Here is a 17322-nt window from a genome sequence, read left to right on the forward strand (position 1 = left end):
CCCGCGCCCGAGTCATGACAAGACCCAGTGCCAGGCCCGACCGGCAAGGAGACCAGCCTCAGTGTCCGTCTTCAACAAGCTCATGCGTGCAGGCGAAGGCAAGATCCTGCGCAAACTGCACCGCATCGCGGACCAGGTCAGCTCCATCGAAGAGGACTTCCAGAACCTCTCCGACGCCGAGTTGCGGGCGCTCACGGACGAGTACAAGCAGCGCTACGCCGACGGCGAGAGCCTCGACGACCTGCTCCCGGAGGCCTTCGCCACCGTCCGCGAGGCCGCCAAGCGCGTCCTCGGTCAGCGCCACTACGACGTCCAGATCATGGGCGGCGCCGCCCTCCACCTCGGTTACGTCGCCGAGATGAAGACCGGTGAGGGCAAGACCCTCGTCGGTACCCTCCCGGCGTATCTGAACGCGCTGTCCGGCAAGGGCGTGCACCTGATCACGGTGAACGACTACCTGGCCGAGCGCGACTCCGAGATGATGGGCCGGGTGCACAAGTTCCTCGGCCTGGAGGTCGGCTGCATCCTGGCCAACATGACGCCGGCCCAGCGTCGTGAGCAGTACGCCGCCGACATCACGTACGGCACGAACAACGAGTTCGGCTTCGACTACCTCCGCGACAACATGGCGTGGTCCCAGGACGAGCTCGTCCAGCGCGGCCACAACTACGCCTGTGTCGACGAGGTCGACTCGATCCTCGTCGACGAGGCCCGTACGCCGCTGATCATCTCCGGCCCGGCCGACCAGGCCACCAAGTGGTACGGCGACTTCGCCAAGCTGGTCACCCGCCTCGCCAAGGGCGAGCCCGGCAACCCGCTGAAGGGCATCGAGGAGACCGGCGACTACGAGGTCGACGAGAAGAAGCGCACCGTCGCCATCCACGAGGCCGGTGTCGCCAAGGTCGAGGACTGGCTGGGCATCGACAACCTCTACGAGTCGGTGAACACCCCGCTCGTCGGTTACCTGAACAACGCCATCAAGGCGAAGGAACTGTTCAAGAAGGACAAGGACTACGTCGTCATCGACGGCGAAGTCATGATCGTCGACGAGCACACCGGCCGTATCCTCGCCGGCCGCCGCTACAACGAGGGCATGCACCAGGCGATCGAGGCGAAGGAAGGGGTGGACATCAAGGACGAGAACCAGACGCTCGCCACGATCACCCTCCAGAACTTCTTCCGCCTCTACGACAAGCTCTCCGGCATGACCGGTACGGCCATGACCGAGGCCGCCGAGTTCCACCAGATCTACAAGCTGGGCGTCGTGCCGATCCCGACGAACAAGCCCATGCAGCGCAAGGACCAGCCGGACCTGATCTACCGGACCGAGGTCGCCAAGTTCGCCGCCGTCGTCGACGACATCGCGGAGAAGCACGAGAAGGGCCAGCCGGTCCTCGTCGGCACCACCTCGGTCGAGAAGTCCGAGTACCTGTCGCAGCAGCTCAGCAAGCGCGGCATCCAGCACGAGGTGCTGAACGCCAAGCACCACGAGCGCGAGGCCGTGATCGTCGCGCAGGCCGGCCGCAAGGGCGCCGTCACCGTCGCCACCAACATGGCCGGCCGTGGTACCGACATCAAGCTGGGCGGCAACCCGGACGACCTCGCCGAGGCCGAGCTGCGCCAGTCCGGCCTGGACCCGGTCGAGCACGTCGAGGAGTGGGCCGCGGCCCTGCCGGGCGCCCTGGAGCGTGCCGCGAAGGCCGTGAAGGCGGAGTTCGAGGAGGTCAAGGACCTCGGTGGGCTGTACGTCCTGGGCACCGAGCGCCACGAGTCCCGCCGTATCGACAACCAGCTCCGCGGCCGTTCCGGCCGTCAGGGCGACCCGGGCGAGTCCCGCTTCTACCTGTCGCTCGGCGACGACCTGATGCGCCTGTTCAAGGCCGCCATGGTCGAGCGCGTGATGGCGATGGCGAACGTGCCGGACGACGTGCCGATCGAGAACAAGATGGTCACCCGCGCCATCGCCTCCGCGCAGGGCCAGGTCGAGAGCCAGAACTTCGAGACCCGCAAGAACGTCCTGAAGTACGACGAGGTGCTCAACCGCCAGCGCGAGGTCATCTACGGCGAGCGCCGCCGCGTCCTGGAGGGCGAGGACCTCCAGGAGCAGGTCGGCCACTTCATGGACGACACGATCGACGACTACATCCGCCAGGAGACCGCCGACGGCTTCGCCGAGGAGTGGGACCTGGACCGGCTGTGGAACGCCTTCAAGCAGCTCTACCCGGCCAAGGTCACGGTCGACGAGCTGGAGGAGGCGGCCGGGGACCGGGCGGGCATCACCGCCGAGTTCATCGGCGAGTCCGTCAAGGACGACATCCACGAGCAGTACAACGCCCGTGAGACCCAGCTCGGCTCGGACATCATGCGCGAGCTGGAGCGGCGCGTGGTCCTCTCCGTGCTCGACCGCAAGTGGCGCGAGCACCTCTACGAGATGGACTACCTGCAGGAGGGCATCGGCCTGCGGGCGATGGCCCAGAAGGACCCGCTGGTCGAGTACCAGCGCGAGGGCTTCGACATGTTCTCCGCGATGATGGAGGGCATCAAGGAGGAGTCCGTCGGCTACCTGTTCAACCTGGAGGTCCAGGTCGAGCAGCAGGTCGAGGAGGTCCCGGTGCAGGACGCGCCGTCCCTGGACAAGAAGGACGCCGTCCCGGCCGGCGCCGGCCGCCCGGAGATCCGCGCCAAGGGCCTGGACGCCCCGCAGCGCCCGGACCGGCTGCACTTCTCCGCGCCCAAGGTCGACGGTGACGGCTCGGTCGTCGAGGGCGACTTCGCCTCCGACGGCGGCGAGGCCGCCGGTGACGGGCTGACCCGCGCGGAGCGCCGCAAGGCCCAGAAGAACGCGGGCGGGCGTCGCCGCAAGAAGTAGGCGGCAGTACGCGACGGAGGGGCCGGTCACCGCATGCGGTGACCGGCCCCTCCGCGTCGTCCACGGCTACGCGGCCAGGCCGTCCAGCTCCACCGCGGCGCAGCGCCAGCGGTGGTCCCGGCCGCGCTCCAGACGGAAGGCCATGGCCCGGACCCGCTCGCCGGTCGCGATCGTCGCGCAGGCCTCGACCGCGTCCGGTCCCGGCGGGCGGGCCGAGCAGTGGCGCAGCACGGGGCGGGGGCCGCAGGAGCGCAGCGGGGTCGCCGGGGCGAGCCGGACGAGCTGCTCGTACGCCTCGCCGATGGTGTGGCCGAGCATCCAGTGCACCGGGCGCTCCCCGCTGAGCACGGCGAGCAGTTTCTCGGCGAAGAGGACGTGCGGCGGCATGCGGCGCGGGCCGGTGCCCGCCCGGCCGCGGGGGCCGGTGCCGGCGGGGCCGCCGGGGCCGGGGCCGCCGGGGCGGGAGTGCGTGGGGGCGTGGTGGTGGGTGTGCGTCGTCATGCCGGTCCCCGTTCGTCGCGCTGAGTCATCGAGCCGTACCAGTCGGTAACTACTGGGGATCTTGTACGGGGACGGCGCCCGCCCGGGCAAGGGGCGCGCACCCGTGTGCGGGCGCACGGGGAGGTTCACCTATCAGGGTGACGCGGGGGCTCCTGGGGCCTGCGGGGCCTGGGGGGCGTGCTCCCCGGGGTGACGGGGCGAGGGGCTGGGTCGGGGGCCCCGAAGGGGGACTCCGCACGTATCCTGAGGGCGTCTCCGACTACGAAAGCGGCCAGCCATGCGCGTCTACGTCCCCCTGACCCTTCCCGGTCTCGCACAGGCGCACAAGGCGGGCGAGCTCGGGCCCGGGCCCCTCACCGCCTACGCCGTCACCCCCGCCCTGCGCGAGTGGTACGTCTCCGACGACATCGAGGAGCTGGAGTACGCGGCCCTCAACCGCGCCGCCGCCGCCTCGCTGCGGCTGCTCGCCGGTGACCCCGGGGCCGCGCGGCGCCGGATCGTCGTCGCCGTGGACGTCGCCGACAAGGACGCGGCCGTCGACCCCGACCGGGGGCTCGACGCGGGCGCGCTCGGCGAGGTGCGGATCGCCGGAGCCGTACGGCTGGCCAAGGCCGCGGCCGTGCACGCCGACGCCGACGACGCCCGGGCCGACGTCTCGGCCGCCGCGGACGCGCTCGGGGCGGCGGACCAGGGCGACGACGACGCCCAGTTCGTCGTGGACGGCGCCGAGGACCACGAGCTGCTCTGGTACGGGGTGCAGGAGATTCCGGGCCTGCTCGACTGAGCCCGCGACCGGTACCGTGTTCCCCCATGGGGAAGCGTGAGAAGCACGGAAAACACCTGGTCTGGGACTGGAACGGCACCCTGCTCGACGACATCGGGGCGGTGATCGGAGCGACCAACGCGGCCTTCGCCGAGCTGGGGCTCGACCAGATCACCCTGGACCAGTACCGCGAGCTGTACACGGTGCCGGTGCCGAAGTTCTACGAGCGGCTGATGGGGCGGCTGCCCACCGCCGACGAGTGGACCGTCATGGACGGCGCCTTCCACCGGCACTACTGGCAGCGCGCCGAGGGCTGCGGGCTCACCGCGGGGGCCGCGGAGCTGCTGGCGGCGCGGCAGGCGTCCGGGTTCACCCAGTCGCTGCTGTCGCTCGCGCCGCACGAGGAGCTGGTACCGCTGGTGCGGCGGCACGGGATCGCGGAGCGGTTCCTGCGGGTCGACGGGCGGGTGGACCGGGCCTCCACGGACGGAAAGTCCGGGCACATGGTGCGGCACCTCGCGGCGCTGGAAGGGGTGCCGGCGGAGCGGGTCGTCGTCATCGGGGACGCGGCGGACGACGCGGTGGCGGCGTTGCACGTGGGGGCGCGGGCCGTGCTGTACACCGGGGGGTCGCACAGTCGGGCTTCGCTGGAGCGGGTGGGGGTGCCGGTGGTCGACTCGCTCGCGGAGGCGGTCGCCGTGGCGGAGGAGCTGGTCTAGGCGGGTTCCCGGCGCGGTGCCGCGCGGTGGGGCTGCGCCCGGCCTCCGGCCGGGCTGGGGTTCCCACCCGCACCACCCGTGCAGCTCGGACGACGCCTGCGGGCCTCCCCGTGGGGGCGGGACACCGCCGGCGGCTGCGGCTGCACGGGCGGGTGGGCGGGCGGGAGAGCGGGCACCTGCCGGCGGCTAGGCGTTCGCCTCCCGGCGGCTGTGCGGGCGTTCCCGCCCGGCTGGGCGTCGGCCTCCCGCCGGTCACGCCTTCGCCCCCCCGGGGCGACGATGCGGGCGCCCCTGCCGGCTGTGTGGGCGCCTCCCGGCGGCTAGGCGGGGCCTCCCGCCCGGTTACGCCTTCGCCTCCCGCAGGACCTTCAGGAACTCGCGCATCCAGCTCGGGTGGTCGGGCCAGGCTCGGGAGGAGACGAGGGTGCCGTCCACTACGGCGGCGGTGTCCTGGAAGGTGGCGCCCGCGGCCTGCATGTCGAGTTCCAGGGCCGGGTACGCGGTCACCTGGCGGCCCTCCAGGCTGCCGGTCGCCGCGGTCAGCAGGGGGCCGTGGCAGATCTGGGCGACCGGCTTGTCCGCGTCGAAGAAGGACTTCAGGATCTTGCGCAGCTCCGGGTCGTTGCGCAGGTACTCCGGCGCCCGGCCGCCCGGGATGACCACGGCCACGTACGCGCCCGGGTCGACCTCGGAGAAGGCCAGGTCGGCGGGCCAGGTGTAGCCCGGCTTCTCGGTGTACGTGTCGTAGCCCGGCTCGAAGTCGTGGACCACGAAGCGGAGCTGCTTGCGGGCGGGCGCGGCGATGTCGACCTCGTAGCCCTCCTCCAGCAGGCGCTGGTACGGGTACATGACCTCCAGCGACTCCGCCGCGTCCCCGGTCACGATCAAGATCTTCGCCACTGCGTCTCCCCAAGCACTCTCGTCGGTATGCCCCGGGTAACCATTCGTCGCTGTCCACAGTGTCAAACTTCCCCCCCTGGTTTTGTACACATAAGGACCATGACGACGCGGGGGGCAACAGCGATAGGCTTTTCCCGTGATCAGCGCGATACGCCGAGGGGGCAGTGCAGCCCCCGGCTTCCGCCCGGCTCGCCACAGCGACCGGGCCGATGGCGCGTTCGCCGATCCGTTCCGTCCGGGCGCGACGGCCCGAGTGGCCGATATGCACCCGGACATCTCTCATCGCGGCATAACGTCGACCCTGACCGGTACCACCGCGTCGTGGCGTTGTGCCCTTTCTTCCACCGACGTCACGCAATGGCGCGCGACAGGAGTCAGAGGACATGCAGACCAAGCTGGACGAAGCCAAGGCCGAGCTGCTCGATCGGGCCGCCCGGGTAGCTGAGAACAGCCCGGTCGGGGGGCGACTTCCGACAGGGCCGGAGAACGGGGAGCGTCCGGACCGTGACACCCTGCTCGACTACCTCCAGCGCTACTACCTGCACACGGCGCCAGAAGACCTGACGGACCGCGACCCCGTCGACGTCTTCGGTGCCGCGCTCTCGCACTACCGCCTCGCGGAGAACCGCCCCCAGGGCACCGCGAGCGTCCGCGTCCACACGCCGACGGTGGAGGAGAACGGCTGGACCTGCAGCCACTCCGTCGTCGAGGTGGTCACCGACGACATGCCGTTCCTCGTGGACTCCGTGACCAACGAGCTGTCCCGCCAGGGGCGCGGCATCCACGTCGTCATCCACCCGCAGGTCCTGGTCCGCCGCGACGTGACCGGCAAGCTGATCGAGGTGCTCACCGAGCAGCCGAAGGGCGCCCTGCCGCACGACGCGCTCGTCGAGTCCTGGATCCACGTCGAGGTCGACCGCGAGACCGACAAGGCCGACCTCAAGCAGATCACCGCCGACCTGCTGCGCGTCCTGTCCGACGTCCGCGAGACCGTCGAGGACTGGGACAAGATGCGCGAGGCCGCGCTGCGCATCGCCGACTCCCTGCCCGGCGAGCCCACCCCCGCCGACCTGCGGCCCACCGAGGTCGAAGAGGCCCGCGAGCTGCTGCGCTGGCTCTCGGACGACCACTTCACCTTCCTGGGCTACCGCGAGTACGAGCTGGTCAACGGCGACGCCCTGTCCGCCGTGCCCGGCACCGGACTCGGCATCCTGCGCGCCGACCCGCACCACAGCGACGACGACCCGCACGCCCACCCCGTCTCGCCGTCGTTCAGCCGGCTGCCCGCCGACGCCCGCGCCAAGGCGCGCGAGCACAAGCTGCTGGTCCTGACGAAGGCCAACAGCCGCTCGACCGTGCACCGCCCCTCGTACCTCGACTACGTCGGCGTGAAGAAGTTCGACGCCGACGGCAACGTCGTCGGCGAGCGCCGCTTCCTCGGCCTCTTCTCCTCGGCCGCGTACACCGAGTCCGTGCGCCGCGTGCCGGTCGTCAAGCGCAAGGTCCAGGAGGTCCTGGAGGGCGCCGGCTTCTCGCCGAGCAGCCACGACGGGCGCGACCTGCTCCAGATCCTGGAGACCTACCCGCGCGACGAGCTCTTCCAGACCCCGGCCGACGAGCTGCGCTCCATCGTCACCAGCGTCCTGTACCTCCAGGAGCGGCGCCGGCTGCGGCTCTACCTGCGCCAGGACGAGTACGGCCGCTACTACTCGGCCCTCGTCTACCTGCCGCGGGACCGCTACACCACCCGCGTCCGGCTGCGGATCATCGACATCCTCAAGGAGGAGCTGCAGGGCGCCAGCGTCGACTTCACGGCCTGGAACACCGAGTCGATCCTGTCCCGCCTGCACTTCGTCATCCGGGTCCAGCCCGGCACCGAGCTGGCCAAGCTCACCGAGGTCGACGTCGACCGCATCGAGGCCCGGCTCGCCGACGCCGCCCGCTCCTGGGCCGACGGCTTCGGCGAGGCGCTCAACGCCGAGCTGGGCGAGGAGCGCGCCTCCGAGCTGCTCCGTCGCTACGGCAACGCCTTCCCCGAGGGCTACAAGGCCGACCACTCGCCGCGCGCCGCCGTCGCCGACCTGGTCCACCTGGAGGCCCTGGCCGACAGCGACAAGGACTTCGCGCTCTCCCTGTACGAGCCCGTCGCCTCCGGCGCCGGCGAGCGCCGCTTCAAGATCTACAAGACCGGCGACCCGATCTCCCTCTCCGCCGTGCTGCCGGTGCTCAACCGGCTCGGCGTCGAGGTGACCGACGAGCGCCCGTACGAGCTGCGCTGCGCCGACCGCTCGCACGCCTGGATCTACGACTTCGGTCTGCGCATGCCCCTGCCCACCGGCAACGGCGGCGACTACCTCGGCGAGGACGCCCGCGAGCGCTTCCAGGAAGCCTTCGCGGCCACCTGGACCGGCGAGGCCGAGAACGACAACTTCAACTCGCTCGTCCTGTCCGCCGGGCTGAACTGGCGCGAGGCGATGGTGCTGCGCGCCTACGCGAAGTACCTGCGCCAGGCCGGTTCGACCTTCAGCCAGGACTACATGGAGGACACCCTCCGCAACAACGTCCACACCACCCGGCTGCTGGTCAACCTCTTCGAGGCCCGGATGGCCCCGGAGCGCCAGCGCGCCGGCACCGAGCTGATCGACGGCCTCCTTGAGGAGCTGGACGGCGCCCTGGACCAGGTCGCCTCCCTCGACGAGGACCGCATCCTGCGTTCCTTCCTCACCGTCATCAAGGCGACCCTGCGGACCAACTTCTTCCAGCGGAACGCCCAGGGCCGGCCGCACTCCTACGTGTCGATGAAGTTCGACCCGCAGGCCATCCCCGACCTGCCGGCGCCCCGCCCGGCCTTCGAGATCTGGGTGTACTCGCCGCGGGTCGAGGGCGTCCACCTGCGCTTCGGCAAGGTCGCCCGAGGCGGCCTGCGCTGGTCCGACCGCCGTGAGGACTTCCGTACCGAGATCCTCGGCCTGGTCAAGGCGCAGATGGTGAAGAACACCGTCATCGTGCCGGTCGGCGCCAAGGGCGGCTTCGTCGCCAAGCAGCTCCCGGACCCGTCCGTGGACCGGGACGCCTGGCTCGCCGAGGGCATCGCCTCGTACAAGACCTTCATCTCGGCGCTGCTCGACATCACCGACAACCTGGTCGCCGGCGAGGTCGTGCCCCCGGCCGACGTGGTCCGCCACGACGAGGACGACACCTACCTGGTCGTCGCCGCCGACAAGGGCACCGCGACCTTCTCCGACATCGCCAACGGGGTCGCCGAGTCCTACGGCTTCTGGCTGGGCGACGCCTTCGCCTCCGGCGGCTCGGCCGGCTACGACCACAAGGGCATGGGCATCACCGCCCGCGGTGCCTGGGAGTCGGTCAAGCGCCACTTCCGCGAGCTGGGCCACGACACCCAGACCGAGGACTTCACCGTCGTCGGCGTCGGCGACATGTCCGGCGACGTCTTCGGCAACGGCATGCTGCTCTCCGAGCACATCCGCCTCGTCGCGGCCTTCGACCACCGGCACATCTTCATCGACCCGACCCCGGACGCGGCCACCTCGTACGCCGAGCGCCGCCGCCTCTTCGAGCTGCCCCGCTCGTCCTGGGCCGACTACGACGCCTCGCTGCTCTCCACCGGCGGCGGCATCCACCCCCGTACCGCCAAGTCGATCCCGGTCAACGGGCACGTGCGGGCCGCCCTCGGCATCGAGGACGGGGTCACCAAGATGACGCCGGCCGAGCTGATGAAGGCCGTCCTGCACGCCCCGGTCGACCTGCTGTGGAACGGCGGCATCGGCACGTACGTGAAGTCCTCGGCCGAGACCAACGCCGAGGTCGGCGACAAGGCCAACGACGCCATCCGCGTCGACGGCCAGGACGTCCGCGCCCAGGTCGTCGGCGAGGGCGGCAACCTCGGCGCCACCCAGCTGGGCCGCATCGAGTTCGCCCGCTCCGGCGGCCCCGAGGGCACCGGCGGCAAGGTGAACACCGACGCCATCGACAACAGCGCCGGCGTCGACACCTCCGACCACGAGGTCAACATCAAGATCCTGCTCAACGGTCTGGTCGCCGAGGGCGACATGACCGTCAAGCAGCGCAACAAGATCCTCGCCGAGATGACCGACGAGGTCGGCGCGCTCGTGCTGCGCAACAACTACGCGCAGAACACCGCCCTGGCCAACGCGGTCGCCCAGTCGCCGTCCCTGCTCCACGCCCACCAGCGCTTCATGCGCCGTCTGGGCCGCGACGGGGCGCTCGACCGCTCGCTGGAGTTCCTGCCCAACGACCGGCAGATCCGCGAGCTGCTCAACGGCGGCCGCGGGCTCAGCCAGCCGGAGCTCGCCGTCCTCCTCGCGTACACCAAGATCACGGTGGCCGACGAGCTGATCGGCACGCAGCTGCCGGACGACCCGTACCTGCGCGGGCTGCTCCACGCGTACTTCCCGACGCTGCTGCGCGAGCAGTTCACCGAGGCCGTCGACAACCACGCGCTGCGCCGCGAGATCATCACGACGGTCCTGGTCAACGACACCGTCAACACCGGCGGCTCGACCTTCCTGCACCGCCTCCGCGAGGAGTCCGGCGCGTCGATCGAGGAGATCGTCCGGGCGCAGGCCGCGGCCCGCGCGATCTTCCGCCTGAGCGAGGTCTGGGACGCCGTCGAGGCGCTCGACAACAAGGTGCCCGCCGAGTTCCAGACCCGGATGCGCCTGCACTCGCGCCGCCTGGTCGAGCGCGGCACGCGCTGGCTGCTCAACAACCGGCCGCAGCCGCTCCAGATCGGCGAGACCATCGAGTTCTTCGCGGAGCGGGTCGAGCAGGTCTGGGACAAGCTGCCGCAGCTGCTGCGCGGTGCCGACCTGGAGTGGTACGAGTCGATCCTGGCCGAGCTGACCGAGGTCGGCGTCCCGGAGGAGCTGGCGCTGCGCGTGGCCGGGTTCTCCTCCGCCTTCCCGACGCTGGACATCGTCGCGATCGCGGACCGCACGTCCAAGGACCCGCTGGCGGTCGCCGAGGTCTACTACGACCTGGCCGACCGGCTGCGGATCACCGACCTGATGGACCGGATCATCGAGCTGCCGCGCAGCGACCGCTGGCAGTCGATGGCCCGCGCCTCCATCCGCGAGGACCTGTTCGCCGCGCACGCCGGGCTCACGAACGACGTCCTGGCGGCCGGGAACGGCGCGGCGACGCCGGAGGAGCGGTTCAAGGCCTGGGAGGACGAGAACGCGGCGATCCTGGGCCGGGCGCGCACCACCCTGGAGGAGATCCAGGGCTCGGAGGGCTTCGACCTGGCGAACCTCTCGGTCGCCATGCGGACGATGCGCACCCTGCTGCGGACGCACAGCTAGTCGAGGCAGCACACGAAGGGGGCGCCCCCGCCGGTCCGTACCGGCGGGGGCGCCCCCTTTCCGTCTCCGTCCCCGCGTCCCCGCCCGTCAGTCGGGGACGCCGACCGAGCCGGTCCACAGCCGCCGGGCCGCGAGGGCCGCCGCCGCGAGCAGCAGGCCGTTGCGGAGCACCATCACGGCGATCCCCGTCCAGGTGCCGGCGGCGACATCCGCGTACAGCACGGGGTACGCGAGGGCGCTCAGCGAGGCGGCGGGGAGCAGCAGGAAGGCGACCGGGCGCATCACCGAGCGCCGGGAGGTGAGGCAGACGGCGGCCAGACCGAGCAGCCAGATCATGTACTGGGGGCTGATCACCCGGCTGGTGACGGTGAAGAGCAGCACGGCGGCGAAGGCCGCGTCGAACGGGGTGGCCTCGGTCCAGGCGCGGGCGCGCACCCGCCACAGCAGCAGCCAGCCGAAGGCGGCGACGGTCAGCAGCAGGGCGACGTGCCCGACGGTGGAGACGTAGGGCCCGACGTACTCGTAGGCGCCGTAGCGGAACTGGACGGACCCCGGCCAGAGTCCGGCGGCCCGGGCCAGGGCGAGGCCGGTGCCGCCCAGCGACTCGATCTGGATGCCCCGGCTGCCCTGCTGGCGCAGGAAGCCCAGCGCGTCGGAGAACAGCAGCGTCAGGGTGACCAGGAGGGCCGCGGCGGTGACGGCGGCGGCGGTCCAGGCCTCGCGGGTGGTGCGGCCGCGCGGGGTGCCGATCAGGGTGAGGGCCGGCCAGACCTTGACCAGGGCGCCGAGCCCGGCGAGCGCCCCGCCGATCCGGTGGGCGGCGGGGGAGCGGGCCGCGAGGGCGAGCAGGGCGAGCACGGCGAGGGCGGTGGTCTGCACGTCGTAGCGGGCGAGCGGGATGTGCAGGAGCAGGGGGAGGCCGAGGACCCAGTACCAGGCGCCGTGGGTGAGGCGGGCGCCGTCGGCGCGGGCCAGGGCCACGGCGACGGCCGCGTCGGCGAGGAGGGTGAGCAGGACGAAGCCCTGGAAGTAGCTCAGCCAGGGCAGGATCCCGGGCGACATGATGACCAGGCCCGCGCCGGGCGGGTACTGCCAGGTGACGTCGCCGGGCGGGAAGGTGCCCTGGGCGAACAGGCCGTACCAGTGCCGGTAGAGGATGTGCACCTCGCTGGCGACGCCGCCGATGCCGAGGTCGTCGCGGTGCAGCAGGTAGAGCATCCCGGCGCGGGTGAGCAGCCAGAGCGCGGCGAGGGTGAGGCGGGGGCCGAGGCCGACGGTCACGAAGGTCGCGGAGGTGAAGGTCTCCGACTCGAAGGGGGAGCGGGTGAGGGCGGGCGGCGCGGACTCCGTACGGGCCGTGCCGGGCGCACCGGGCGGGGGCGGCGGGTCGGTCGTCATCCCTTCGCACTTTAGACAGGTTTGTCCGGGTTCTTCCTTGTCTTGGCATCCGTACTGGTGAACGGGCGGGGCGCGGTGAACTCCTCGTACGCCGCCACGACCTCGTCCGCCGGTCCGTCCATCCGCAGCGTCCCCGCCTCCAGCCACAGGGCCCGGTCGCAGGTCTCGGTGATGGTGGAGTTCGAGTGGCTGACCAGGAAGACGGTGCCCGCCTCGGCGCGCAGCTCGTCGATCCGGCGCTGGCTGCGGCGCCGGAAGCGCGCGTCGCCGGTGGCGAGGGCCTCGTCGATGAGCAGCACGTCGTGGCTGCGCGCGGCGGCGATGGAGAAGCGGAGCCGGGCGCCCATGCCGGAGGAGTACGTGCGCATCGGCAGCGACATGAAGTCGCCCTTGTCGTCGATCCCGGAGAACTCGACGATGCCGGCGTAGCGCTCGCCGATCTCCTTGCGGCTCATGCCCATCGCGAGCCCGCCGAGGATCACGTTCCGCTCGCCCGTCAGGTCGCTCATCAGGGCCGCGTTGACCCCGAGCAGCGCGGGGTGGCCGCGCGTGTAGATCCGGCCCGCGCTGGTCGGCAGCAGGCCCGCGACGGCCTTGAGGAGGGTCGACTTGCCCGATCCGTTCGAACCGATCAGGCCGATCGCCTCGCCCCGGTACGCCGCGAAGCCGACGCCCTTCACGGCGTGCACGGTGTGCGGCCTGCGCCCGGCGCCGCCGCGCTCGGTGTACGTGACGTGGACGCCGTCGGCGATGACGGTCGGCTCGCGCTCGGGGGCGGCTCCGGCGCTCGCGGGGGCGGCTCCGGTGTGCTCGCGCTCGGGCGTGGTTCCGGGGTGCTCAGCCGCGGCCATAGGTCTCCTCCGCCTTCCAGAAGTAGACGAACCCGCCGGCGAAGGCGAGCAGCGCCCAGCCGGTCGCCACCGCCCAGACGTGCGGCGGGAGCTGGGCGCCCGTGAAGCTCTCGACCAGCGCGAAGCGCAGCAGGTCGATGTACACGGCCGCCGGGTTGCACTGCAGGGCCACCACCACGAGGTGCGGGAAGCGCCCGTTGCCCGCCAGGTGCTGGATCGACCACATCACCCCGGAGGCGTACATCCAGGTGCGCAGCACGAACGGCATCAGCTGCGCGATGTCCGGGGTGCGGGCGGCGATCCGGGCCATCACCAGGGCGAGCCCGGTGCCGAAGAGCGTCTGGAGCAGCAGGGCGGGGACCGCCAGGAGCCAGGCGGCGCGCGGGAACTCGCCGAAGCAGAGCAGGATCACGACCAGCGCGCCCAGGGAGAAGGCCAGTTGCTGGAGCTGCTGGAGGGCGAGCGCGATGGGCAGCCCGGCGCGGGGGAAGTGCAGGGCCCGGACCAGGCCGAGGTTGCCGCTGATCGCCCGGGTTCCGGCCATGATCGTCTGCGAGGTGAAGGTCCACGCGAAGACGCCCGTGATCAGGAACGGGACGTAGTCGGGGACGCCCCGCTGGACGTCCATGAGGACGCCGAAGATCGCGTAGTAGACGGCCGCGTTGAGCAGCGGGGTCATCACCTGCCAGACCTGGCCGAGCCGGGCCTGGCTGTACTGCGCGGTCAGCTTGGCCGTCGCGAACGCGGTGATGAAGTGCCGCCGGGCCCAGAGCTGCCGGGTGTACGCGGGGAGCGAGGGGCGGGCCCCGCTCACGGTCAGGCCGTGGCGCAGGGCGAGGGCGCGGAGCTCCTCGGAGGTGAGGGGCGCGGGGGGCGTGGGCGGCGCGGGGGGTGCCTGGGCCGGGCTGGTCGAGCCGGCCGGGGCGGTCGGTCCGGCCGCCGGTGCCGCTTGCTCGGCCGCCGGTGCCGGGGGTTCGTCGAGGGTGTGGGTCGTCACGGGGATCGCCTTCGCTCTCGGCTTCGATGGAACGGGTCCGTATCGTCGCTACGGGGAGAGTAGGGCGCTTCGACGTCGGAACGCAACCGTGTCGTCGTGACGTTTACGCGCAGGTAATCACTGGCTAAAATCCTGGGCATGACGACACCTTCCGGAACCCCTCGCCGCACCCCCGCGGGAGCCGCCGTGCTCCGGGAGGACGTCACCGAGGCCATCCGCGCCGCCGTCTTCGAGGAGCTGGCCACGGTCGGCTTCGCCCGGATGTCCATCGAGGGCATCGCCCGCCGCGCCGGGGTCGGCAAGACCGCCGTCTACCGCCGCTGGAAGTCCAAGCTCTCCCTGGTCCTCGACCTCGTCGGCGCCGTCGCCGTCCAGGGCCTGCCCGCGCCGGCCACCGGCTCGCTCCACGGGGACGTGCGGGCCCTCCTGGAGGTCGCCTCGCACGCCCTGCGCCACCCGGTGGCCTCGCAGGTCATCCCGGACCTGCTGGTCGAGTCGGTGCGGAACCCCGAGATCGCCGACGCCATCAAGGCCGCCCTCCTCGACAGCCAGCAGGGCGTCGTCGCCCAGGTCGTCCGCGAGGCCGTCGCCCGCGGCGAACTGCCCGAGGGCGCCGACCCGGACCGGGCCCTGGACCTGGTCGTCGGCCCGCTCTACTGGCGGCTCGTCGTGGTCCGCACCGCGACGCCGAAGGGCTACCTCGACGACCTCGCCCGGTCGGCGGTGGCGGCGCTCAAGGCGTAGTTCCGCTCCGGGGGCCCTACTTCACCGCCCCCGCCATCACGCCCGACACGAACTGCCGCTGGAAGGCGAAGAAGACCAGCAGCGGGATCACCATCGACACGAACGCCCCCGGCGCCAGCACGTCGACGTTGTTGCCGAACTGGCGTACCTGCTGCTGGAGCGCGACCGTGATCGGCGGCGACTGCGCGTCCGCGAAGATCAGCGCCACCAGCATGTCGTTCCACACCCACAGGAACTGGAAGATGCCCAGCGAGGCGACCGCGGGCCCGCCCAGCGGCAGCACCACCCGGGTGAACAGCCGGATCTCGCCGGCCCCGTCGAGCCGGGCCGCCTCCAGGAGCTCGCGCGGGATCTCCGCGAAGAAGTTCCGCAGCAGGAAGATCGCGAACGGCAGCCCGAAGGCCGTGTGGAACAGCACCACGCCCAGCGTCGTCTCGAAGATCCCGACCGTGCCGAACAGCTTCGACACCGGCACCAGGGCCACCTGCACGGGCACCACGAGCAGCCCCACGACCACCAGGAACCACCAGTCCCGGCCGGGGAAGTCCAGCCAGGCGAAGGCGTACCCGGCCAGCGCGCCGATCACGATCACCAGGAGCGTCGCCGGGACGGTGATCAGGACCGTGGAGACGAGCGAGCCGGTGATCGTCTCGTCGGCGAGGAGGTGCCGGTAGTTCTCGGTGGTCAGCCGCGCGGGCGCGGCGAAGACCTGCCACCAGCCGTCCGAGGCGATGTCGGACGGGGAGCGCAGCGAGGAGAACAGCAGCCCCACCGTCGGCATCAGCCAGAACAGGGCGACCAGGACGAGGAAGACCCGTACGGCACCCCCGGCGGCACGGGCGGCGATCCGGGACCCCAGGGGGCGGGCCGGGCGGCTCATCGGCGGGTCTCCCTTCGCGTACGGCGCATCCGGCGGATGTTGAAGGCCATCACCGGCAGCACCAGGAGCAGCAGCAGGACGGCGATGGCCGAACCCACCCCGAGGTCGGCGTCCGTCCCGAACGACGAGCGGTACAGCTGGAGCGCGAGCACGTTGGCGTCGTCCTGCGCCGAACCCGGCGCGATGATGAAGACCAGGTCGAAGACCTTCAGCACGTTGATCATCAGGGTCACCAGGACGACCGCGAGGACCGGTGCGAGCAGCGGGACGGTGATCCGCCGGAACACCTGCCACTCGTTCGCCCCGTCGACCCGGGCCGCTTCGAGGAGCTCGCGCGGCAGCCCCGCGAGCCCGGCGGCGATCAGCACCATCGCGAATCCGGCCCACATCCACACGTAACTGCCGATGATCGCCGGCGTCACGAGCGACGGGCCGAGCCACGCCACCCCGTCGTACTGCTCGCGGAAGTTGCTCGCGGGGAGCCGCAGGACGGCCCCGTCGGCGGCCCTCGGCAGGCTGAACGTGCCGTCGGCGGCGGCCGTGGCGCGCGCGACGACCTGCCCGTCCCGCACCGCCTCGATCCGCAGCCCCTTCAGCCCGAGCTCCTTCGGGTCGACGACATCGGGCCGCCCGCCGCCGCCCCGGGTGAAGTCCAGCCAGGCGGTGCCGCTGATCCCGTCGGCGGCCGGCGCGGGGGTACGGGCCGGGCGGGCGCCCTCGGGCATCTGGGCCGGCGCGACGCCGATCAGCGGCAGCCGGGCCACCTCCCCGGCACGGACCGGGGCTTTGGTGACGTACGCCCCGCCGCCCGCGTCCTTCAGCGGGTGCACCGGCAGCGGGCGGGCCCGCGGGAAGCCCGAGGACTCGGCGAAGGTGTCGTGCACGCCGACCCAGACCGCGTTGGCGACCCCGCGGTCCGGATCCTGCTCGTACACCAGCCGGAAGATGATCCCGGCGGCGAGCATCGAGATGGCCATCGGCATGAAGACGACCAGCTTGAACGCCGTCCCCCAGCGCACCCGTTCGGTGAGCACCGCGAAGACCAGGCCGAGCGCCGTCGCCACGGTGGGGGCGACCACCACCCAGATCAGGTTGTTGCGGACGGCGGTGCGGATCGACTCGTCCGTGAACAGGGTGACGTAGTTGTCCAGGCCCGCGAAGGAGTCGCCTGCCTTGTCGAACAAGGAGCGCTGGACCGAGTAGCCGATGGGGTAGACGACCAGCGCGCCCAGCAGGACGAGGGCGGGCAGGAGGAAGGCGGCGGCGGTGAGGCCGACGCGGGGCCCGCGCCGGGAGCCCGTACGGGGCCGGGCGCGGGACGCGGTGTCCGGACGGGTCGGCGTGCCTGCGCTGCCCAT

12 protein-coding genes are annotated in these 17322 nt (G+C 71.8%); 5 read left to right on the forward strand and 7 right to left on the reverse strand.

All coding sequences use genetic code 11. The annotated features are described in order from the left end of the window. Window positions 1-61: 61 nt before the first annotated feature. The gene (secA, locus tag AB0Q96_RS02615; RefSeq protein ID WP_365321202.1) at window positions 62-2869 is read left to right on the forward strand and encodes a preprotein translocase subunit SecA; all 2808 of its coding nucleotides are present in this window, start codon (window positions 62-64) and stop codon (window positions 2867-2869) included. A 66-nt stretch (window positions 2870-2935) separates the two neighbouring features. Here the strand turns inward: secA and AB0Q96_RS02620 are convergent, their stop codons facing one another. Then, window positions 2936-3256, reverse strand: coding sequence for an Rv3235 family protein (locus AB0Q96_RS02620; RefSeq protein WP_365321652.1), 321 nt, complete (start codon window positions 3254-3256; stop codon window positions 2936-2938). Window positions 3257-3647: 391 nt separating this feature from the next. Here AB0Q96_RS02620 and AB0Q96_RS02625 point away from each other — a divergent pair, with 391 nt between their 5' ends. Together AB0Q96_RS02625 and AB0Q96_RS02630 are read left to right on the forward strand one after the other, a co-directional pair. Next, window positions 3648-4154, forward strand: a complete 507-nt coding sequence (locus AB0Q96_RS02625; protein ID WP_365321203.1) for a hypothetical protein — start codon at window positions 3648-3650, stop codon at window positions 4152-4154. 26 nt (window positions 4155-4180) lie between these two features. Beyond that, entirely contained in the window at window positions 4181-4852 is a 672-nt protein-coding gene (locus AB0Q96_RS02630) for an HAD hydrolase-like protein (RefSeq protein ID WP_365321204.1), read from the forward strand. 342 nt (window positions 4853-5194) lie between these two features. Here AB0Q96_RS02630 and AB0Q96_RS02635 read toward each other — a convergent pair whose 3' ends face one another. After that, window positions 5195-5752, reverse strand: a complete 558-nt coding sequence (locus AB0Q96_RS02635) for a DJ-1/PfpI family protein (RefSeq protein WP_365321205.1) — start codon at window positions 5750-5752, stop codon at window positions 5195-5197. A gap of 383 nt (window positions 5753-6135) precedes the next feature. Here AB0Q96_RS02635 and AB0Q96_RS02640 point away from each other — a divergent pair, with 383 nt between their 5' ends. Beyond that, window positions 6136-11094, forward strand: a complete 4959-nt coding sequence (locus AB0Q96_RS02640) for an NAD-glutamate dehydrogenase (RefSeq protein WP_365321206.1) — start codon at window positions 6136-6138, stop codon at window positions 11092-11094. A gap of 87 nt (window positions 11095-11181) precedes the next feature. Here AB0Q96_RS02640 and AB0Q96_RS02645 read toward each other — a convergent pair whose 3' ends face one another. Genes AB0Q96_RS02645 through AB0Q96_RS02655 form a run of 3 tightly spaced genes read right to left on the reverse strand, consistent with a single transcriptional unit; the run spans window position 11182 to window position 14340 of the window. Further along, a complete protein-coding gene (locus AB0Q96_RS02645) occupies window positions 11182-12492 on the reverse strand; it encodes a glycosyltransferase 87 family protein (RefSeq protein ID WP_365321207.1) in 1311 nt (436 codons plus the stop codon). A gap of 11 nt (window positions 12493-12503) precedes the next feature. Further along, window positions 12504-13343, reverse strand: coding sequence for an ABC transporter ATP-binding protein (locus tag AB0Q96_RS02650; protein ID WP_365321208.1), 840 nt, complete (start codon window positions 13341-13343; stop codon window positions 12504-12506). After that, a complete protein-coding gene (locus tag AB0Q96_RS02655; RefSeq protein ID WP_365321209.1) occupies window positions 13330-14340 on the reverse strand; it encodes an ABC transporter permease in 1011 nt (336 codons plus the stop codon). Before AB0Q96_RS02655 ends, AB0Q96_RS02650 begins: the two co-directional genes overlap by 14 nt. 138 nt (window positions 14341-14478) lie before the next feature. Between AB0Q96_RS02655 and AB0Q96_RS02660 the strand changes: the two genes are divergently transcribed. Continuing rightward, window positions 14479-15084, forward strand: a complete 606-nt coding sequence (locus AB0Q96_RS02660) for a TetR/AcrR family transcriptional regulator (RefSeq protein ID WP_365321210.1) — start codon at window positions 14479-14481, stop codon at window positions 15082-15084. A 16-nt stretch (window positions 15085-15100) separates the two neighbouring features. Here AB0Q96_RS02660 and AB0Q96_RS02665 read toward each other — a convergent pair whose 3' ends face one another. Together AB0Q96_RS02665 and AB0Q96_RS02670 are read right to left on the reverse strand one after the other, a co-directional pair. After that, the gene (locus AB0Q96_RS02665; protein ID WP_365321211.1) at window positions 15101-15964 is read right to left on the reverse strand and encodes a carbohydrate ABC transporter permease; all 864 of its coding nucleotides are present in this window, start codon (window positions 15962-15964) and stop codon (window positions 15101-15103) included. Beyond that, complete coding sequence (locus tag AB0Q96_RS02670) at window positions 15961-17322, reverse strand: sugar ABC transporter permease (protein ID WP_365321212.1); 1362 nt, start codon at window positions 17320-17322, stop codon at window positions 15961-15963. The genes AB0Q96_RS02665 and AB0Q96_RS02670 overlap by 4 nt, the downstream gene beginning before the upstream one ends.

This window comes from Streptomyces sp. NPDC093111, from assembly GCF_040683955.1.
In the GTDB taxonomy this organism is placed as follows: domain Bacteria; phylum Actinomycetota; class Actinomycetes; order Streptomycetales; family Streptomycetaceae; genus Streptomyces.